The organism is Pedobacter sp. 05T44 (assembly GCF_056395985.1).
Genome location: NZ_JBFTKO010000008.1, coordinates 48,119 through 68,213, shown reverse-complemented (window position 1 = coordinate 68,213; position 20,095 = coordinate 48,119). Strand labels below are relative to the sequence as shown.

Here is a 20,095-nt window from a genome sequence, read left to right as displayed (position 1 = left end):
GGATAATATGTACTTCGTCTAAAAGATTTTAGCAGCATTTTTTTATTTATTCTATTTGTTTCATCAAAACAAAACGATTATGAAAAAGTTAGCAAACGTATCGCCATTTTTACTTTTACTGGTTCCTGTTTTCATCATGATGATTTTAACATTTGCCACAAGTATATCAAATAGCCATAATGAAGACGTTGCTTTGAAATCTTCATCAGCCAACAAAACTGAAATGGTAAAAGTAAGCAACCCTTTCTCTAAATAAGAGAACGGTACTATATATAGGTGTACTAAACCTTGTTTAGTACACCACAAAAAATAAGTTTAGTTTTAGTTAATAGTAAGAGATGGCGGTTTAGGTCCGCCATTTTCTTTATCTGCCCGGTCTGGGTGTAATAATCAGACTTTCATGTCCATCGGCATCTGTAGACTGTACTCCAAAAAAATAGTTATCCTTTGAATAAGCAATAGTTGCAGAGGTATCATTTACAAAAATCTTCTTTTCCCAAACTGGCGAGGTAGTTTCGCGCACCAACACATAATAGCCTGACGGAAGTTTTCCTTTAGGAGCATTCCATTTGAGCGTTGTTTTATTGGTAAGTGCTGATGTCAGCATGATTACGTCTTCAGGCTCCCCGGCTGATGAAGCAAGATTTGAAAGTACTGCCAAATTCATTCTGGCTATTTTCTGCAGATAGCCATAGTCAACATATTCCGGTAAATCACCATATTTAAATCCACCTTCAGTCCTAATATCCTGATGCTGCCTATTAAAATCTTCATTCATTTCAGTTATTCTTACAGCAGTAAATCCTTGCAAAGAAAAGGGTGTATGATCTCCCCCTCTTAAAAACCTGTCCCTTCTGTAAACCAATTTCACAGTCAGATTATCTACATACCGCTCTCCAACCTCTTTAATATATCTCGAGGCCTGTCTTGCCATACCATCATTTTCTGCTCCTATAGATTGGCGCATAGTTGCCTCTTCTTTGGTTTCTGCAGCAGGAACACCTTCACTAAACACCCTCACCATTGTGTTATTTTTAATGTCAGTTTCCATTCCATAAGAATTACCTATCATATCATTATTCATTACCAGGTGAACATTCCAGCCTTCTTCCTTTGCTCGCTTTGCGAGGTTTGCAGCCCCGTAAAGCCCCTGTTCCTCGCCAACCATTGCTACAAACATTATTGTGCTGCGAAAATGACCTTTACTCATTACCCTGGCCATCTCCAATACACCAGCTACACCTGAAGCGTCATCATTTGCACCCGGAGCAAAATCTTTAACATTCATTACATCCGTGACTCTTGAATCATAATGTCCGCACACCAATAAAATCCTCTTGTCACTCGGATCTGTTCCAGGCAACACAGCAACCACATTTTTGAGCACTGAAGGGGTAATTATTCTCTTCCCATCTGCTTTCTGAGTAAATGCATCATAAGAAACTTGTAACCGGCCTCCTCCCAGTTTGCCATATTTTTCAAACTCTGATTTTATCCATGTTCTTGCAGCTCCTATCCCTGTTTTTTTACTGGAAGTATCACTTAGCGTATGTCTGGTATTAAAGGACACTAGCTTTCTTACCAGATTTTCCAAATTAGTTGCAGATACGTCATCAACCATTTTACTGATCGTAGCATCTTTTACAATCACTTGCTGTGCATTTACCGCAGCCGAATTAAGAAAAAAGAGTAAGGTAAACCAGAGCAATCTGTTTATTATCATAACAAAGGGTGTAAATATTCTGAGGAAGATACGATTCAAAAATAAATCTTCAATAAATATTTTGAAAACTAAATAATTAGTTTTAAGTTTATACTAAGTTTTTAGTTATACAAATATTGCGCAGTATACATATAGCTAAAATCACACTAAACACTAAACTAATAATTCATGGAAATTAAAGATTTAACAAAAGCAGAAGAACAGATTATGCAAATTTTATGGCAGATAGAGAAAGGGTTCGTTAAAGACGTAATGGATTTCCTGCCAGAGCCTAAACCGGCTTACAATACTGTTTCTACAATCATCCGCATTCTGGAGGTAAAAGGATTTATTGATCACGAAGCCTTTGGCAAAGCCCATAAGTATTTCCCTTTAATTAGCAAGGAGGAATACAAACGTCATGCTACAGAAAAACTGTTGGGCAACTACTTTGAAAATTCAGTGGAAAGCATGTTCTCTTTCTTTGTTAAAGAAGAGAAACTTGATCTGAGTGATGTTGATGAAATTCTTAAAATGATTAACAAAATTAAAAACAGACCAAGATGACCTGGGCACATTACATCCTTCAAGTCAATATTTACCTAGTTGTATTTTATGGCTTTTATAAGTTATTGTTAGACAAGGAAACTTATTTTCTATTGAATAGAATTTATCTGGTTGCTGCCGGAATATTATCTCTTGCAATACCCTTTTTAAGATTTGAATGGTTTACAACACAGCCGGCTACTCAACCGGTATATACCGGGGTTGTTCAAATCAATGATTTTATCACTCAAATGGCAGTCGTAAAAGACGATGCCAACAGCTTTAATCTAGGCAATACGCTGGTGTTTATTTACCTTGCCGGTATTTTATTCTTTGTTGGCAGATTTATCTTTCAGCTCATTTCTGTACAGATTTTACTAAAAAGAAAAAAAAGCGGATCAGCATTCTCCTTTTTTAAGAAAAAAGTTATTGACCAAAACCTACCGCAAATTCAAACCATTCAAAAACACGAGGAAATTCACATCCGACAATGGCACACACTTGACGTACTCTTTTTCGAAGTGGTGGGAATAATCACGTGGTTTAATCCTGTAATCTATTTTTATAAGACAACGGTTAAACACATCCATGAATATCTGGCTGACGAAGAAGCCGCAAGCTATCAGGGAGATAAAGAACAATATGCATTATTACTATTAAGCAGTGCATTTGGAATTCCTGCAAATACACTAACGAATAGTTTTTTTAATAAATCATTGATTAAAAAAAGAATCTATATGTTACATAAACCAAGATCCAGAAAAACTGCAATGCTAAAATACGGGATGTTTGTTCCTCTATTTGCAGTTACCCTGATTATGTCTTCGGCAACAATCAGAAACAATGAGAAAATAAAAAAAATAGCTGAGGAAATTCCTTTCGAAGAACCTTTAAACATTGTTAAACAAGCTATCAAAACAACCATTGTTGCTCCTCTTACATCAAATACTACAGGTATTGATTCATCGTGGACAGAATTTTATAAATACTTAAAAAGATCAATAAGGTATCCTGGAAATGCTTACAATTCGAATATTCAGGGAGCGAGTCAAATAAAGTTTACCGTTAAAAATGGAGTAATTGAGGGGGTAAGTGTTGCTACGAAAGCTTTAGGTGGAGGATGTGATGCAGAGGTAATGAGAGCTATATTAACCTATCCGGACTTTAAAGCAAATAATGACGGAAAGTACAGCCTTCCCTTTTCATTCACATTGATGGGTGACGAAAACACTACTACTACTTCCAATGAAACAAAACCTACACCTATTAGCGGTTATACCCAATTAAGTGAAATCGTTATAAGAGGTTATAAACCGAAAACAACTGATAAAAACGAAACCTTGAATGAAGTCGTTATTAGGTCTGGCGAAGGAAACATCAATGTGCAAAGCGAGCCAGTGTATGATTTTGTATCACTAGAAACACAACCTAGTTTTCCTGGAGGAATGAACCTATTTTACGAATACTTAAAGAAAAGCGTTAGGTACCCAAAAGAAGCTTTTGAAAATAAAATAGAAGGTAAAGTGTTTCTAAGTTTTGTTGTTGAAACAGATGGTTCATTAACAGATATCATGGTAGATAGAAAACTTGGTAGCGGCACTGATGAAGAAGCAGTAAGGGTATTAAAGGAAAGTCCAAAATGGATTCCGGGAGTTCAGGATGGCAAAAAAGTACGGGTAAAATATAACATTCCTATAAGTTTTGCACTAAACAGAACTACTGCCGATTTGCAAGGAAAAACACCAGGAATACAAATCAATGACGCTAGGCTATCAACTATTAATAGTCCTACACAACCTTTGTACGTACTCGATGGGGAAAAACAGAAGGATTTTAAATTAGCAAATCTAAATCAGGATGACATTGCCTCCATAGAAGTATTAAAAGATGAAGCCGCAACTACATTATACGGAAAAGATGCACAATATGGAGTCGTAAAAATTACTACTAAAGCTAAACAAGCACCTGATTTAAAGAAGAAAGAAGCCAAAGAGAAAGTTTATGACTTTGTCTCAACAACTACTCAGCCTTCATTTCCAGGCGGTATGGAGAAGTTCTACGACTACTTAAAGAAAACAGTTAAATACCCAAAAGAAGCACAGGAGAAAAACATTCAGGGAAAAGTTTTTATTTCTATGATCGTTGAAAAAGACGGCTCTTTAACCAATATTCATATAGACAGAAAACTTGGTGGAGGCACGGATGAGGAAGCAGTAAGGGTTATGAAAGCAAGTCCAAAGTGGACCCCTGGAACTCAGGGAGGTCAAAAAGTAAGAGTAAAATACAACATACCGATTTCATTTACGCTCTCTAAATAACGCTCAAATAACACAAAACCCCAGCTAAAATAGCCGGGGTTTTGTGTGTAATACCCTTGTCTCGTTAGATAAATCTATTAAATAGATTCCTCAGATACAAATTTTGCTGAATAAAAATCTCTATTCATACGTGCGATATTCTCTAATGATATTCCTTTAGGGCACTCTGCTTCGCATGCACCGGTATTGGTACAGTTACCAAAACCTTCAGCATCCATCTGAGCAACCATACTTTGAACCCTGCGATAACGTTCTGGCTGTCCCTGAGGCAATTGCGCCAACTGTGATATTTTTGCAGATACAAATAGCATTGCGGAAGCATTTTTACAAGTAGCAACACAAGCACCACAACCGATACAAGCTGCAGCCTCAAAAGCTGAATCTGCCTGAACTTTAGGAATAGGAAGATTGTTCGCATCCTGAGCATTGCCCGTATTTACTGATATAAAGCCTCCAGAAGCAATGATTCTGTCGAATGCAGTACGATCTACCATCAAATCTTTTATCACTGGAAAAGCCTTTGCACGCCATGGCTCAACAACAATGGTATCACCATCTTTAAATGAGCGCATGTGCAGCTGGCAGGTAGTGATACCTTCTTTTGGTCCGTGCGGTCTTCCGTTGATGAACATAGAACATGCCCCACAAATTCCTTCCCTGCAGTCATGATCAAAAACAACCGGTTCTTCACCTTTAGCAACCAGGTCTTCGTTCAGTACGTCGAACATTTCTAAGAAAGACATATCAGGAGATACTTCTGATATCTTGTAATCTACCAAACTGCCTTTGGCTTTGTTATTCTTTTGACGCCAGATCTTAAGCGTTAAATTCATATTTCCTGTACTCATAATATTGAGATTTTAGTACTTAGCTATTTATAACTTCTTTGTGCAACTTTGATATTTTCAAACTTCAATTCTTCTTTATGAAGTTCAAAAGTTACATCACCTTTATATTCCCATGCAGCAACATAAGCATAGTTTTCATCATCACGTAATGCCTCTCCCTCTTCAGTTTGATACTCTTCTCTGAAGTGACCACCACATGATTCATTTCTATTCAATGCATCCATACACATCAACTCACCTAGTTCAATAAAGTCGGCCACACGACCAGCTTTTTCAAGCTCTGGGTTCATTTCATCTGCACTGCCAGGTACACGTAAATCGCTCCAAAACTCTTTACGAAGTTGCTGAATTTCAGCGATACCTTCTTTCAGACCTTTTTCATTACGCGCCATACCACATTTCTCCCACATGATCTTTCCTAATTTTTTATGGAAATGATCTACAGATTTGGTTCCTTTAATAGACAAGAACTTGTCAAGAATCGCCTTGGCACTTGCCTCAGCTTCTACAAATGCCGGGTGATCTTGTGGAATTGGTTTAGTAGCCAGTTCTTTTGAAAGATAAGCACCAATAGTATATGGGATAACAAAATATCCATCAGCCAAACCTTGCATTAAAGCCGAAGCTCCTAAACGGTTCGCTCCGTGATCTGAGAAGTTAGCCTCACCTAAAGCATATAAGCCCGGTACAGTAGTCATTAAGTTGTAATCTACCCATAAGCCACCCATTGTATAGTGAACAGCAGGATAAATACGCATTGGCAATTCATAAGGATCTTCTCCGGTGATTTGCGCGTACATATCAAACAGGTTACCATATTTTTCTTTGATTACCTCACGACCTAATTTCATACAGGTTTCTTTATCCGGATTGTGGATATTGTGCTTACTAGCCTCAATTCGGCCGTAACGCTCTGTATTTGCTTTAAAGTCAAGATAAACGGCAAGCTTAGAATTACCCACTCCGTAACCGGCATCACAACGCTCTTTAGCTGCACGAGATGCAACATCACGAGGAACAAGGTTACCGAAAGCAGGGTATCTGCGCTCTAAATAATAATCTCTTTCATCTTCAGGAATTTCTGAAGCCTTACGAGGATCGTCTTTTTTCTTAGGAACCCAAATACGTCCATCGTTACGTAACGACTCAGACATCAGGGTCAGTTTAGACTGATGATCTCCCGAAACCGGGATACAAGTAGGGTGAATTTGAGTGTAACATGGGTTACCAAAGAAAGCTCCCTTTTTGTGCGCTTTCCAGGCTGCAGTTACGTTACTGCCCATTGCATTTGTAGACAAGTAGAATACGTTTCCGTAACCACCACTACACAATAATACAGCATGGCCTGAATGACGCTCAAGCTCACCGGTAAGTAAGTTACGCGCTATAATCCCTCTTGCTTTGCCTTCCACTACAACAACTTCGAGCATTTCATGACGGGTAAACATTTCAACTTTACCCATACCTACCTGACGCTCTAAAGCGCTATATGCTCCTAAAAGCAATTGCTGACCGGTTTGTCCGGCAGCATAAAATGTTCTTTGAACTTGTGTACCACCAAAAGAACGGTTGTCTAATAAACCACCATATTCTCTTGCCAACGGCACACCTTGTGCCACACACTGATCTATAATATTAGCACTTACCTCAGCCAAACGGTGTACGTTAGCCTCTCTGGCACGGTAATCACCACCTTTTATCGTATCATAAAACAAGCGATAAGTACTATCACCATCATTCTGATAATTTTTTGCCGCATTGATACCACCTTGAGCTGCAATAGAGTGCGCTCTTCTTGGTGAATCCTGAAAACAAAAACACTTAACCTTATAACCCATTTCTGCAAGGGTTGCTGCCGCAGAGGCGCCAGCAAGTCCGGAACCTACTACAATTATTTCGATGCTTCTTTTATTGGCCGGATTAACCAATGGCATAGAAGAACGTAATTTAGTCCATTTATCGGTTAATTCTCCTTCGGGTATATGAGCATTTAATTCTGCCATGTTATTTAAACTTAAGATCAAAAATTAATTAATATAGCCCAGATACATCACAATGGGCATCAATGCAAAAATCAAAGGGATAATGATTGAAAACCAAAAACCGAATCCTTTGATGAGCGGAGTATATTTCTTGTGGTTCCAGCCCAATGTCTGAAATGCAGAAGAAAAACCATGTAATAGGTGATAAGCTAATGAAACCATTGCCAGTACATAAAGTAACACCAACCACGGATTTTTAAACGTTTCTACCATTACAGCAAATAGGTCGTGGTTTCCGTTCGCATCTACTGTAGGAATTCCTGTAAAACGAGACATTACCCAGAATTTAGAAATATGAACAATCAGGAATATCAACAATAATGTTCCCAATAAACCCATAGAGCGGGAGTACCATTTACTATTAGCGGCACCATTGTTCACTGCATACCTTTCAGGTCTTGCAGCACGGTTTTGAAAAACAAGCCTAAATCCTTGAACAATGTGAGCAAGCAAGCCTGCAAACAACACAACTTCCATTGCGCGGATTATCCAGTTGGTGCCCATAAAATGTGCGCCCATATTAAAGGTTAAGCCACCGTCATTAACAATAATCAGTGAATTGATGAAACAATGCACGACAAGGAATGAGATAAGGAACAGGCCGGTGATACCCATTATTAATTTTTTTCCTATAGATGAGGAAAAAGCGTTTCCGAAACTAGCCATTAGAATTATATTTTAGTTCTGTTGTGCAAAAGTATTTAATAAAAGAATTAATATGTTAATTTCAGATACAAATCGACTATTTAGAAACATTCTAATATTACAATATTATGATAAATAAAAAACGGAGAACAACTTTCGTTATCCCCCGTTCCAATTATAGAAAAATGAGCTTAGAAACTGAATGTGTAATTCCCATTCGGTCCAACACCTGAAATGGTAGTCATTCCATTTTTTGATGATGGCAATGCGTCTTCTACATCTTTAATACTGTTCACGGGTTTACCGTTTACTGTTGTAATTAACATTCCTTTAGGAATATCTATAGAATCAAACACCTTACCTTCTTGTATGTCAGTAACAACCACTCCGTTTTTAACGCCATACTTAGCTTTTAGCGCCGCTGGGGCTGGGGCAAAAGAAGCACCAAGTTTCCCAATGCTGGCTCCGGTAGCTTTTCCTGTCGAAGCAGTTTTAGTTGAAACGCCACCTGTATTATCTCCTTTCAAAGTAATGGTAGCATTTTTCTCTGAACCATCTCTTAGATAGGTAAGCTGAACTTTATCACCAGGACTTAAACGTCCAATTTTTTCTTGCAAATCTGGTGAATCATAAATTACAGCACCTTCAACCTTTTTAATGATGTCTCCTTTTTGCAAACCTGCAGCTGCTGCTCCGCTACTAGGCACTACATCAGTAACATAAAGTCCGGTATTTTCCTTAATCTGGAATTTCTCAGCCTGATCCGCATCTAATGGAGCAAACATTACACCTATATAGCCACGCTTAACTGTACCAAATTTTCTGAAATCATCAAGAATCTTTTTAGCCAAATTGATTGGAATAGCAAAGCCGTAACCCACGTTTGTACCAGTTTGTGATGCTATAGCTGCATTAATACCAATTAACTCACCATTTGCATTTACCAACGCACCCCCGCTGTTTCCAGGATTAATAGCCGCATCTGTCTGAATGAAAGATTCAATACTGCTGTTTGTACGTGTAGGCAATTTACCTGTTCTTTGGTATTCATCATACTCTTGCTGAGTTGGCTGATCCTGAGTTCTGGCCAAAATACCTATGCTACGTGCTTTTGCACTTACAATACCGGCTGTAACAGTTGTTTGTAAATCAAGCGGGAAACCTACAGCCAATACCCACTCACCAATCTGAACATTATCAGAATTTCCCATTTTTACAACTGGCAAATCAGTTGCATCTACTTTTATAAGGGCCAAATCTGTATTTGGATCTTTACCGATCACTTTAGCACTCACCTTGCGTCTGTCAGACAACACCACCTCAATTTTATCAGCATTTTCTACCACGTGATTATTGGTAACGATATAACCGTCTGGAGTCAATATTACTCCAGAGCCGGAGGCTGCTCTTGGTGCACGTTGCATTCTTCTGCCCCCTCCACCAAAAAACTCATCGAACATATCCATTGGAGATGACTCGCCACTACCGCCTGAATATGAGGTTCTGATATGCACTACCGCAGGCGAAACTGCAGCCGCCGCTTCAACAAAATCAACCGCCCCAGCCGAAGAGATCTTAGAATTACTTGCAAAAAGTACTTTTTGCTGATCCTGAAACGATAATTGAGCAGTTTTTGGTTCTAACAATTTGTAGCCACCAATTGCAGCTGCACCACCTATAAATGCAGCCAACACTATTAATCCTATTCTTTTCATTTATATATTATTTATTTTATTTCCTTTTGTAAACTCATACAAGTCTCATATTTGCTTACAATTGCTTTTCTTTTCATTGATTTAGTCAAATTTAATACCATATCAACGATATTTGCATCTGAAATAAGTCACGAATACTGTTAAAAAATGTTAAATGAACACCACGCATTAAAGATGAACATTCACTTCTTCAAATACCAGGGAGCTGGCAACGATTTTATTCTGATTGATAATCGCGATCTTTCCTTTAAATATACGGATAATAATGCTGTTTTACAACTCTGTAACAGGCGTTTTGGCATTGGTGCAGACGGTTTAATGCTTTTACAAAACCATGCAGATTACGATTTTGAAATGCTTTATTTTAATTCAGATGGTAACCTGGGCAGTATGTGTGGAAACGGGGGAAGATGTATAGTAGCGTTTGCCAAACACCTGGGTGTAATTGATCAAGAGACTGATTTTTTGGCAGTTGACGGGCCGCATTATGCCAAGATTTCAGAAGAAGGCAATTGGGTAGACCTCCAGATGATCGACATCGACACCATTAATAAAGATGGCGACGCGTATGTTCTAAATACAGGATCGCCTCATTATGTAGCAGAAATGCAAAACTTAAAGGATTACGATGTTTATCAAAACGGCAAGGCGATAAGAAACAACGAAACTTATAAAAAAGAAGGAATCAATGTAAACTTCGTAGAAGATAAAGGCGATTACCTGTTTGTCCGCACTTTTGAAAGAGGTGTAGAAGATGAAACCTATGCCTGTGGAACCGGTGTAACTGCTGTTGCGCTATCAATGGCTCAGCACAATCATCAAATTGGACATATAGAAACTCCAATTAAAGTTCTTGGCGGAGATCTGAAAATCCAATTTGATTACGATGGAAAACAGTTTACCAATGTATTCTTGTGTGGTCCGGCCGAACAAGTTTTTGAAGGGGAGATTAGTATTTAACAATACTATCTCTCTGCAAGATGAGCTGCTACACCTATCTTAATTTCCCCGAAAGAATAATCCCGTCCAAGGTAGTCTCTAATGGGACTCATCTGCAGGGTTTTCAACTCTGTTATTGCATCCAGTATTTTATCCAGTTTTTTCGATCCAATAATATCTTTAGCCGAGACCTCTTGCCTGGCAACATAATGTGCAAGATGCCCTTCAATAGTCCCTATTACCATTTTGCGTTCGGCTGCAATTTCAGCTATCGTTTTTCCCTCCTTTAATAATACAAGCGACAGCTCTTTGGTATCAACTTTAGGTGCCTTTTCTACCTTGGCTTTACCAACACCCGATTTCGGCTTAGAGGTCTTAGATTTCTTTTCTGTAAAATCAAGCTTACCCGGCATAGCAAATACTTTTTCCATCTGAGACGCTCTCTTTGCCTGATCAATGAGCTCACTAACATCCTTCTTGGTAAATTCAACACCATTTATGGTTGCCTTTAATAATGCCGTTGCTTTACTGATTTTCTTTACCTGCTCATAAAACAACCCTTCCATCTCTAATAGCTCTGTTAAAAAAGCCACTACTTGCTTATCCTGCTTTACCAATTCCATTCGTTCAAAGATCCTCTTTGAAAATCCGGACAGTAAAGGATTAAAATAGTTCTCAGCTGCAACAGTTCTATCGAATAATGCAGACAACCCTTCTTCTGTTTTAAGTTGCGACAGTCGTTGTATTTGTCCTAGAAATTTATTTGCATGTGCCTTCAGCTCACTTAGATCCTTTAACAGCTGTGCAGCCCATTTATGATGTTTTTGCTTTGCAGATTTATTGATATCCTTGGTATAAGAATGCACGTGGTCGTAAACGTAATTATCAAGCGGATTCAGATCAAAACACTGCAATAGATAAGAACGCAAAAACGCGTCACTTTCTTCCTTTATCTGCGCTTCCAGCCGGGCTGGTTCCTGCTTATTTCTCGAAAAGAAAGACACATTCTGATCTTGTCGTATACCCGATCCTGAGATAAGAGAGGTAAGAATCAGACCATCTAATGAACGGAGACGAGAAAGCGCCACGTATATCTGTCCGGGCGCAAATGCATTCCCAATATCAATAATCGCCTTTTCAAAAGTTAAACCCTGACTTTTGTGTACTGTAATTGCCCAGGCCAGTTTAAGAGGATATTGTGTAAAAGTACCTGCCAAGTCCTCATGAATTTCGCCTGTAACCTTATCAGTAGTATACTTTATATTCTTCCAGGTATATTTTTCCAGAATGATCTTTTCGTTACTGCCTTCTGCCTGCACTTCAATCAGGTCGGTTTTTAACGCAGTAACGACGGCTATCTTACCATTAAAGAAGCGTTGCTCACCAGTTGGGTCATTTTTAATAAACATTACCTGCGCCCCAACCTTTAACTCTAAAATATGTTCTGCAGGATATGAATACTCACTAAAATCATCTTCAATTTTTGCCACATATAAATACGAAGCAGCCTTTAGCTCTTCAAGACTTTGCTTATTCAGCGTATCGGCCTTATTATTATGTGTAGTTAAGGTAATGTATTTGTCGTTTATCGAGGGCTTAAAATCTGCCTTGTAATACTTTTCAAGCAAAGCTACATCCTGCGCAGTTACCGTATTATTACGTAAATTATTAAGCAGGTTTATAAAAACTTCATCGGCCTGCCTATAAATTTTTTCAAGCTCGATATATATCGGCGGATTGTTTTGCAGAGCAAGTGCATCAAAGAAATAAGCGCTTTTATAAAATTGCCCAAGTAAATTCCACTCAGTCGATTTTACAACCGGGGGTAACTGATGCAGGTCGCCAATAAACAATACCTGAACTCCACCAAAACTTGCCGAATTGTTTCTTCTGATATAACGTAAAATCATGTCTATTGCATCCAGCAAATCTGCACGCAACATACTCACCTCATCAATAATCAGCAATTCCATATCAATAATAACCTTACGTTTTGCTGCGGTCATGTTTAAATGCCTTACAATAGATTTCGGTGTATTATATTGCTGATTGTAGTGATCTCCATCCGCATCCGGCTGTTTTGGCAAATAGGTTCCAAAAGGCAGCTGAAACAAAGAATGTATGGTAACGCCTGCTGCATTTATAGCAGCAATACCTGTAGGAGCAGCAATAACAGCTTTCTTGTGCGTAAGCTCAATTAACCTTCTTAGAAATGTTGTTTTACCCGTTCCTGCTTTTCCCGTAAGGAATATATGCTTAGAAGTATAATTCACAAACCTTGCAGCAAGTTCCGCAGGATTAGCACTTTCAGAATTCGACATGCTACAAAGTTAATAAGAACTTACTACTTAAACCTAATCGGTAAAAAATGCGTTACAATCTGCGTTTTAACATTCTTTAACAAACTTTAACAATTCCCTAATTTCATTACTAAACTTTTAGTTATATCTTGTACCCAACAAAACTCCTAATATGAAATTAACCTCTCTAACACTCCTGCTGGTGTTCAGTTCGATGTTATTGTTTGCTCAGAACCAATATTCGATCAAGGGGGCTGTAGTAGATACTGCTGCCACCTATAAGATGGTAAACACAACAATAACGGTATTAAATCAAAAAGATTCCACACTTGTAAAGTACACACGGGCCACCCCCGAAGGCACATTTGCTTTAAACAACCTAAAAGCTGGAAAATTCATCCTCATGGTAACCTACCCTGGTTATGCCGATTATATTGAAGATTTCGCTCTAGACTCTGCCAAATCAACTAAAGACTTTGGCAACATTAGCGTAATCCTTAAAGCTACCCTACTTGAAGGGGTAATTATACAAGGAAAAGCCGCAGCAATTAAAATTAAGGGAGACACAACCGAGTTTAATGCCGCCAGCTTTACCATACAACCCAACGATAAAGTAGAGGACCTGCTTAAACAACTTCCCGGCATACAGGTCGATAAGGACGGAAAAATTACTGCGCAGGGTCAAACCGTACCAAAGGTATTGGTAGATGGCGAGGAATTTTTTGGTGATGACCCAACTCTGGTAACCAAAAACCTTCGTGCCGATATGGTTGATAAAGTACAGCTCTATGACAAGAAAAGCGACCAGGCAACATTTACAGGAATTGACGATGGAGAAAAGACAAAAACCATTAATATAAAATTGAAGGAGGACAAGAAAAACGGTTACTTCGGAAAAGTTGAAGGCGGCTTAGGCACAGATAAATTCTATAAAAGCCAGGCCATGTTTAACGCGTTTAAGGGGAAACAAAAGTTCTCTGCTTATGGCATATCAGGAAATACCGGCCAAACCGGGTTAGGCTGGGGAGATAGAGATAAATACGGAGGCTCATCCAATAATATGGAGTTTAGCGATGATGGTGGAATATATTTCTATGGGAACAACGACGACTTTGACTCTTTCGACGGACAATACAATGGGCAAGGTATTCCATCAGCTCATAGCGGTGGGCTGCATTATGAAAACAAATGGGATAGTGATAAACATGCCATCAACTCAAACTACAAAATAGGCTCAATTGGTGTTGAGGGAACAAGGGATAACCTCACTCAAAACAACCTGTCTAACGGCGTTACAAACAGCAGTTCGCATCAAAAGTTTGACAACCTGATGTTCAGGCAAAAAGCAGACTTTACGTATACCATAAAGCTAGACACAACATCAACATTAAAAATAATGGTTGATGGAACATTAAAAAACAGTAAAACAAGAGATAATTTTATCTCATCAACCTTAAGGGGAGACAATTCGTTACAAAACTCGACCGACAGAGAGCTAAGTAATGATGGCGACCAGAAACTATTCAACGCAAGCGCCTTATGGACTAAAAAGTTAAAAAAGAAAGGAAGAACCCTCTCAATAAATGTTAAACAAGCAGTAAATGAAAACCAAACTGAAGGACACCTTAATTCAACAAGCGAATTCTTTAATGAACTTGGCGATAAAACCCAAACAGAATCAGTAAACCAATTCAAAACCAACAACACACACAACCAAACATTTAACTCCAACATTACTTACACCGAGCCACTATCCAAAACAATAACACTTGCATTAAGCTATGGTCTGGGTGTTAACAACAGCAATTCCGATCGTAAATCATTTAACCAAACCGCATCAGGAGCGTATGACGAATTGGATAGAGAGTTCAGTAATAACTTTGACCTGGATCAGCTTTCGAACCAGGGAGGAATAACATTCAATTACAAGAAAAATAAATCGACAATAAATATTGGCACCAAGGTAAGTGATGTAAAGTTTCAACAATTCGATGCATATACCGATAAAACCTTTAAAAGAAACTTTACAAACTGGAACCCTCAATTTACTTATCAATACAGGTTTTCTCAACAAAAATCTCTGTATTTCGGGTACTATGGCAATACCAACCAGCCTAGCATTGATCAGATTCAGCCAATTAGGGTAAATACAGATCCATTAAATGAAACCATTGGTAATCCCGATCTAAAACCGTCTTTCAGAAGCGGCCTTAACTTGTATTACAACTCTTACAAAATACTGAGCGACCAATATGTATACTTTAGCAGTAGCTACTCTTTTACCACTAATCCGATAGTAAACCACACTACAACAGATCGTCTTGGGAAAAACTTTTATCAGTCTATTAATCTAAGCGACAAAAGTCCGTACAACTATTATTTCAATTTCGGAACAAGCAGAAAGATCAAATCTATAGATATGAGTGTGGGCCTAAACCTTAGTTCAAACGGAAATGTAAATTATACAAGAGTAACAGACACGGTAAGAACAGAGCTAAACACTACCAAATCGTATGGTTATTCAGGAAGCTTGAACATATCCAAATACAAAGAGAAAAAGTTTGATTTCCGGATTTCCGGAGGACCAAGCTACAACGTTATCAGCTCTTCTTCAAGAAACAGCACCAACAACAAGGGCTGGGGATTTCAGGGAAATGCAAACTTTAACATATACCTACCCGGCAAAATACAAATTGGCTCTGATGGTAATTACCAATTCACCGGAAAGACACAAACCTTTAACGAGGATCTGGAACGCTTTATATGGAATGCAAGCATCACCAAAAAGTTCTTTAAACAAGAAAACCTAAGGGTTTCACTATCCGGAAACGATTTACTTAACCAAAACGTAGGCTTCAGCAGATATGCCAGCGGCAACATGGTTAATCAAAACAGCTATACAACTATACAAAGATATTTTATGTGCACAATTAGCTGGGATTTCAGCAAAATGGGCGGATCAGCACCTACTAAAAAATAAGAATATGAAACACAAACTAATTATACTCAGCTTCTGCTTCTTATTAAATGTAAGCAGCCTGTTTGCACAAAATGTAAGGTTTGCTACAGATGGCGTAATAGAATTCGAAAAGAGCTCTAACATGTTCGCTATAATGAAAAGACAAATGGAAAAAAGCTCCAGCGGATTTATGCAACAAGCGTACGAAGCATACAAAAGAAACCAGTCACAATTCAAGGTATTAAAAAGCACATTAGCCTTTTCTAAAGATAAAACCCTTTATACACCCATAGCCGATGAAAATAATTCAAGAAATTATTTCTTTAGCGATCCATCAACGGGGCAAAGCAATACCATATATACAGATCTTGCCTCAGGGTTGTTTACCACGCAGAAAGTAGTATACGAAGAAACGTTTTTAGTAAAAGATACCACAAGAAAAATAAATTGGAAAATTACCAGCGAACTAAGAACTATAGCAGGCTACGAATGTCGCAGAGCAAATGCCGTTATTTTAGATTCTATTTATGTAGTAGCCTTTTATACCGATAAGATTCCTGTATCCGGGGGGCCAGAATCATTTACCGGCCTGCCGGGAATGATCCTTGGTGTTGCACTTCCTCATGAAAACATAACATGGTTTGCAAAAACAGTAACAGACAAGCCTGTTACCCCAAATGAACTAAAGGTACCTACCAAGGGTAAACCAGTAAACAATAAAACCTTAAGAGAAACTATAAATTCGGCTTTAAAGGATTGGGGAGACTATGCCCAATCAGCCTTAAAGGCTTTCCTGCTTTAATTTACAAGCAGCTTATACCCCTTGCCATGAACATTAAGAATCTCTACCTTAGGGTCTTCCCTAAGGTATTTTCTTAGTTTACTTAAAAACACATCCATACTACGACCGTTAAAGTAGTTGTCGTCATGCCAGATACTCAACAGCGCTTCCTCTCTGGTAAGAACAGCATTCTTCTTTAAGCATAACAGCTGAAGCAATTCGGCCTCCTTTGTCGACAGCTTTTGCTGTTGTCCTTTATAATCTATAAGTTGGGTTGTATAGTCAAAGCTATAGTCGCCAATTTGAAACAGTGTCTGAGCTGCTCCTGATTCTGGTGTTTCCTTTACCGCTACCCGCTTTAACAGCGCATTTATTCTTAAAAGCAACTCTTCAATTCTAAATGGCTTTGTGATGTAATCATCTCCACCCAGGTCATATGCCGATGCTTTATCTTCCATCATGGCCTTGGCTGTTGCAAAAATAATAGGCACATCCTGATTGATCTTTCTAATCTCTTTACCTAACGTAAATCCATCCTTTTTAGGCATCATCACATCAAGTATGCACAGATCAAAATCCTGCTTTGTAAAAGCCCTTAACCCTTCGTCACCATCAACACACAGTACAACATCAAATTTGCCTTTAAGCTGTAGGTAATCCTGTAAGAGAAGCCCTAAATTCGGATCATCTTCTACCAATAAAATTCTTTTCATGTGTGTGTCGTTAATTATGGTTTAATGGTAAGCTTATTTCAAACACAGTTCCTTTATCCTTTTCACTATGCACCTTTATTGTTCCACCCATCTGATTAATGATGTCCTGCACATAGTTCAGTCCTAAACCAAAGCCTTTTACGTCATGTAAGTTACCTGTTGGCACCCTATAAAACTGGTCAAAAATACGCTTGGTCTGATCTTTAGTCATCCCTATTCCTTCGTCCGCAACTTCAATAATCAGGTGCTTACCTGTATTTCTTGTACTTATATTTATTTTAGGGATCTCTCCGCTATACTTATTTGCATTATCGACCAGGTTGTAAATTACATTAGAGAGATGTAGTTCATCACCATAAATGATAGATTTTCCAGCATTCAGGTTTAGGTTAATTGCAGCATTTCTTTTTTGTAACTGAAGCTCCATACTATCTACAACTGCAGCAACAACATCATTAACATCAACTTCACTCTGCTCCAGCTTTAACTCCTTTTTCTCTAATCTTGCAATACTTAAAACCCGCTCTATATGATTCCCCAGACGAACATTCTCGTCATATATAATACCGGCTAATCTACTGATGCGGTTTTTATCTTCAACAATCTCCGGATCTTTGAGTGCCTCGCTGGCAATCATAATTGTAGCCACCGGAGTCTTAAATTCATGAGTCATGTTATTAATGAAATCCGTTTTCATTTCCGAGATCTTTTTTTGTTTCATTATTGCATAAATGGTATAGGCAAAAATAAAGATCAGCACAAATAACAAGGCCGCAGACGAGGCCATAGTAGCCCACATATTGCTAAGGATTAAAGAATTTTTGTCGGGAAAACTGATGTAAAGCATTCCCGGATCTCTAATGATATAACTATAAAGAGTAGCCTTGAATGTATTTTTAGGCAACACATTATCAATATTGGTCGAAGCTTTTACATATACTAGCGAGTCCTTTTCTGCAAGGCTAACCCAGAAATCATAGTTCAGTGTTATATTTCTATTTAAAAGTTCCTTTTGAATTAATGTATCCAGGCTTTCCTTTGATATCATCTTGCTGAGCGGGACATTCGCTTCTCTCATCTCCTGCGCTACATCTTTAACCTGAGTTAGAATATCAGAATCACTTTTTAAGGGAATTGTATCAGACATCAGCCTATTCAATCCATCATCATACCTTCTTTTGGCAAGGTTATTTTCAAATTGAAATTTACGTGATAGCTCATTGCTTACTGTGGGTACACTAATGAGCACGCTTTTTCCTGTTGCCGGGTTAACGGCATGGTATCTGATTGTATCGGGCAACTGATTAGAAGCAATGATGAATGATTTTGTTTCCTGCGGCACAAAGGTTGATCTGAATTGCCCGTTGATCAGGTTCCCGTAGGCATCTAAACCTACATTCACATCAACGTGCACTGGCGACTGCAGTGGGTTATTCAAATCAGATGCCGCAAGGTATTCGGCTTCGGTAATCAGTATTGGGTTGGCATAAGACTTTTTAATCTCTAAATCATTCTGATTTAAATCGGCAACAATTAATTTACGCTGCTCAAGTAATCGTTTTTGTTCCTGATCTTTAAAGCGTTCCTTATATTCTACCAGCTGTTGTGCCTGATTGCGAACTTCTGCTTCGCGATCACGTTCCAACTGCTGGTCTCTTTTAGTAATGTAAAGTGCTGCATTACGTTTTTGCACTTTATTAACTACGCTATTAAGTGCCTGATTTACATCCTGTTCAAAAAGCTGTGATTTAAGACTATATGCCTCCCTTATATAATACAATTGCATTACAAACACCCCAAGCAAAGCTATGGTCATAAGGCCGGTGATTAACCAAAGGCTTCTTTTTTTCATATCGGATATTCAAAATTAACGAAGCATTAACACAAAAGCTTTAATTTAACAAATTTTAACAGTCAAATCAGGCAATATCTGCCTTCATGTCTATGAACCTTTCAAAGTTTACTCACCATGATTCGCTATTTGATATGTTTAAACAGGCACTTCGGCTTGGACAGAATCAAGGCAGAATAAGGACTGGAAGCACATTTCTTCGGAAAACAGGTACCTTTTCCCGAAGAAGTCTCGAACCAGCCTTAACGCAGGCCTAAGTTTGATCCTACCAATGTGGCTAGGAGCCGCGGTCTGTGCAAAAAAAAAGTGCCGCCCTGAATCAGGACGGCACGGTGGTCAATTTGTTTATTTAAAAAAGATCTTTTAAAAAGGAAGATCATCTTCCTCGCCCGGTGCGCTGTTTAAATCAGCTGGCGGAGCATATTCTGGAGTAGATGCCGCTGCACTGTTTGTTAATGCATTAATACGCCATACTACTAAACTGTTAAAATAAGATGTTTTTCCGGTTTTATCAGTCCACGGACGACCACGTAAATTAAATGCTACTTCTACATCATCGCCTGGTTTTAAGCTATCAAACAAAGCTGTTTTATCTTGTAAAGCCTCAAACCTGATGTATTCAGGATAAGTAGGGTTTTCTGCATATTCTATGATAAGGTCGCGTTTCTTAAAAGTCTCACTCACCTGCTGTAATGCACCAATTTCATGCACTTTTCCTTTTAATTCCATAACAAA

15 protein-coding genes are annotated in these 20,095 nt (G+C 38.4%); 6 read left to right on the top strand and 9 right to left on the bottom strand.

Features of this window, described 5'->3' with window-relative positions; genetic code table 11:
* Positions 1-79 precede the first annotated feature (79 nt).
* Positions 80-256 carry a hypothetical protein gene (locus tag AC1DDK_RS14055; protein WP_161662359.1) on the top strand — a complete coding sequence of 59 codons (177 nt, stop codon included), beginning with the start codon at positions 80-82 and terminating at the stop codon, positions 254-256.
* Between the two features lie 108 nt (positions 257-364).
* Here AC1DDK_RS14055 and AC1DDK_RS14050 read toward each other — a convergent pair whose 3' ends face one another.
* Positions 365-1,723 carry a M20/M25/M40 family metallo-hydrolase gene (locus AC1DDK_RS14050; protein WP_288883767.1) on the bottom strand — a complete coding sequence of 453 codons (1,359 nt, stop codon included), beginning with the start codon at positions 1,721-1,723 and terminating at the stop codon, positions 365-367.
* 168 nt (positions 1,724-1,891) lie between these two features.
* On the opposite strand from AC1DDK_RS14050, the gene AC1DDK_RS14045 reads away from it, so the two are divergent.
* Together AC1DDK_RS14045 and AC1DDK_RS14040 are read left to right on the top strand one after the other, a co-directional pair.
* Positions 1,892-2,269 carry a BlaI/MecI/CopY family transcriptional regulator gene (locus tag AC1DDK_RS14045; RefSeq protein WP_048907820.1) on the top strand — a complete coding sequence of 126 codons (378 nt, stop codon included), beginning with the start codon at positions 1,892-1,894 and terminating at the stop codon, positions 2,267-2,269.
* Entirely contained in the window at positions 2,266-4,566 is a 2,301-nt protein-coding gene (locus tag AC1DDK_RS14040; RefSeq protein ID WP_337717299.1) for a TonB family protein, read from the top strand. Before AC1DDK_RS14045 ends, AC1DDK_RS14040 begins: the two co-directional genes overlap by 4 nt.
* A 77-nt stretch (positions 4,567-4,643) precedes the next feature.
* Here AC1DDK_RS14040 and AC1DDK_RS14035 read toward each other — a convergent pair whose 3' ends face one another.
* From AC1DDK_RS14035 to AC1DDK_RS14020, 4 genes are all read right to left on the bottom strand, one after another.
* Complete coding sequence (locus AC1DDK_RS14035; protein WP_172661807.1) at positions 4,644-5,414, bottom strand: succinate dehydrogenase/fumarate reductase iron-sulfur subunit; 771 nt, start codon at positions 5,412-5,414, stop codon at positions 4,644-4,646.
* A 23-nt stretch (positions 5,415-5,437) separates the two neighbouring features.
* Complete coding sequence (locus AC1DDK_RS14030) at positions 5,438-7,417, bottom strand: fumarate reductase/succinate dehydrogenase flavoprotein subunit (protein ID WP_288884288.1); 1,980 nt, start codon at positions 7,415-7,417, stop codon at positions 5,438-5,440.
* 24 nt (positions 7,418-7,441) lie between these two features.
* Complete coding sequence (locus tag AC1DDK_RS14025) at positions 7,442-8,122, bottom strand: succinate dehydrogenase cytochrome b subunit (protein ID WP_172661809.1); 681 nt, start codon at positions 8,120-8,122, stop codon at positions 7,442-7,444.
* A 170-nt stretch (positions 8,123-8,292) separates the two neighbouring features.
* Entirely contained in the window at positions 8,293-9,816 is a 1,524-nt protein-coding gene (locus AC1DDK_RS14020) for a Do family serine endopeptidase (RefSeq protein WP_288884287.1), read from the bottom strand.
* A gap of 174 nt (positions 9,817-9,990) precedes the next feature.
* Here AC1DDK_RS14020 and dapF point away from each other — a divergent pair, with 174 nt between their 5' ends.
* Positions 9,991-10,776, top strand: coding sequence for a diaminopimelate epimerase (gene dapF, locus AC1DDK_RS14015; protein ID WP_288884290.1), 786 nt, complete (start codon positions 9,991-9,993; stop codon positions 10,774-10,776).
* Positions 10,777-10,781: 5 nt separating this feature from the next.
* On the opposite strand, the gene AC1DDK_RS14010 is transcribed toward dapF, so the two are convergent.
* Positions 10,782-13,076, bottom strand: coding sequence for a helix-turn-helix domain-containing protein (locus AC1DDK_RS14010; RefSeq protein WP_288884286.1), 2,295 nt, complete (start codon positions 13,074-13,076; stop codon positions 10,782-10,784).
* 151 nt (positions 13,077-13,227) lie between these two features.
* Here AC1DDK_RS14010 and AC1DDK_RS14005 point away from each other — a divergent pair, with 151 nt between their 5' ends.
* Positions 13,228-16,035, top strand: a complete 2,808-nt coding sequence (locus AC1DDK_RS14005) for an outer membrane beta-barrel family protein (protein ID WP_288884285.1) — start codon at positions 13,228-13,230, stop codon at positions 16,033-16,035.
* Positions 16,036-16,039: 4 nt separating this feature from the next.
* Positions 16,040-16,816 carry a GLPGLI family protein gene (locus AC1DDK_RS14000; protein WP_337717297.1) on the top strand — a complete coding sequence of 259 codons (777 nt, stop codon included), beginning with the start codon at positions 16,040-16,042 and terminating at the stop codon, positions 16,814-16,816.
* Here the strand turns inward: AC1DDK_RS14000 and AC1DDK_RS13995 are convergent.
* The 3 genes from AC1DDK_RS13995 to AC1DDK_RS13985 all read right to left on the bottom strand — a co-directional run bounded on the left by AC1DDK_RS13995 (position 16,813) and on the right by AC1DDK_RS13985 (position 20,089).
* On the bottom strand, positions 16,813-17,508 hold the full coding sequence (locus tag AC1DDK_RS13995; protein WP_172661814.1) for a response regulator transcription factor: 696 nt from the start codon (positions 17,506-17,508) through the stop codon (positions 16,813-16,815). The two genes, AC1DDK_RS14000 and AC1DDK_RS13995, sit on opposite strands and share 4 nt — an antisense overlap.
* Positions 17,509-17,518: 10 nt before the next feature.
* Entirely contained in the window at positions 17,519-19,360 is a 1,842-nt protein-coding gene (locus AC1DDK_RS13990) for a sensor histidine kinase (protein WP_172661815.1), read from the bottom strand.
* Positions 19,361-19,723: 363 nt separating this feature from the next.
* The gene (locus AC1DDK_RS13985; protein WP_068887713.1) at positions 19,724-20,089 is read right to left on the bottom strand and encodes a DUF3127 domain-containing protein; all 366 of its coding nucleotides are present in this window, start codon (positions 20,087-20,089) and stop codon (positions 19,724-19,726) included.
* Between the last annotated feature and the right edge of the window lie 6 nt (positions 20,090-20,095).

What these genes read in the sequence shown, in the direction of transcription:
- AC1DDK_RS14055 (WP_161662359.1), top strand. Translation starts at nt 80, where the DNA reads ATGAAAAAGTTAGCAAACGTATCGCCATTTTTACTTTTACTGGTTCCT.
- AC1DDK_RS14050 (WP_288883767.1), bottom strand. Translation starts at nt 1,723, where the DNA reads ATGATAATAAACAGATTGCTCTGGTTTACCTTACTCTTTTTTCTTAAT.
- AC1DDK_RS14045 (WP_048907820.1), top strand. Translation starts at nt 1,892, where the DNA reads ATGGAAATTAAAGATTTAACAAAAGCAGAAGAACAGATTATGCAAATT.
- AC1DDK_RS14040 (WP_337717299.1), top strand. Translation starts at nt 2,266, where the DNA reads ATGACCTGGGCACATTACATCCTTCAAGTCAATATTTACCTAGTTGTA.
- AC1DDK_RS14035 (WP_172661807.1), bottom strand. Translation starts at nt 5,414, where the DNA reads ATGAGTACAGGAAATATGAATTTAACGCTTAAGATCTGGCGTCAAAAG.
- AC1DDK_RS14030 (WP_288884288.1), bottom strand. Translation starts at nt 7,417, where the DNA reads ATGGCAGAATTAAATGCTCATATACCCGAAGGAGAATTAACCGATAAA.
- AC1DDK_RS14025 (WP_172661809.1), bottom strand. Translation starts at nt 8,122, where the DNA reads ATGGCTAGTTTCGGAAACGCTTTTTCCTCATCTATAGGAAAAAAATTA.
- AC1DDK_RS14020 (WP_288884287.1), bottom strand. Translation starts at nt 9,816, where the DNA reads ATGAAAAGAATAGGATTAATAGTGTTGGCTGCATTTATAGGTGGTGCA.
- dapF (WP_288884290.1), top strand. Translation starts at nt 9,991, where the DNA reads ATGAACATTCACTTCTTCAAATACCAGGGAGCTGGCAACGATTTTATT.
- AC1DDK_RS14010 (WP_288884286.1), bottom strand. Translation starts at nt 13,076, where the DNA reads ATGTCGAATTCTGAAAGTGCTAATCCTGCGGAACTTGCTGCAAGGTTT.
- AC1DDK_RS14005 (WP_288884285.1), top strand. Translation starts at nt 13,228, where the DNA reads ATGAAATTAACCTCTCTAACACTCCTGCTGGTGTTCAGTTCGATGTTA.
- AC1DDK_RS14000 (WP_337717297.1), top strand. Translation starts at nt 16,040, where the DNA reads ATGAAACACAAACTAATTATACTCAGCTTCTGCTTCTTATTAAATGTA.
- AC1DDK_RS13995 (WP_172661814.1), bottom strand. Translation starts at nt 17,508, where the DNA reads ATGAAAAGAATTTTATTGGTAGAAGATGATCCGAATTTAGGGCTTCTC.
- AC1DDK_RS13990 (WP_172661815.1), bottom strand. Translation starts at nt 19,360, where the DNA reads ATGAAAAAAAGAAGCCTTTGGTTAATCACCGGCCTTATGACCATAGCT.
- AC1DDK_RS13985 (WP_068887713.1), bottom strand. Translation starts at nt 20,089, where the DNA reads ATGGAATTAAAAGGAAAAGTGCATGAAATTGGTGCATTACAGCAGGTG.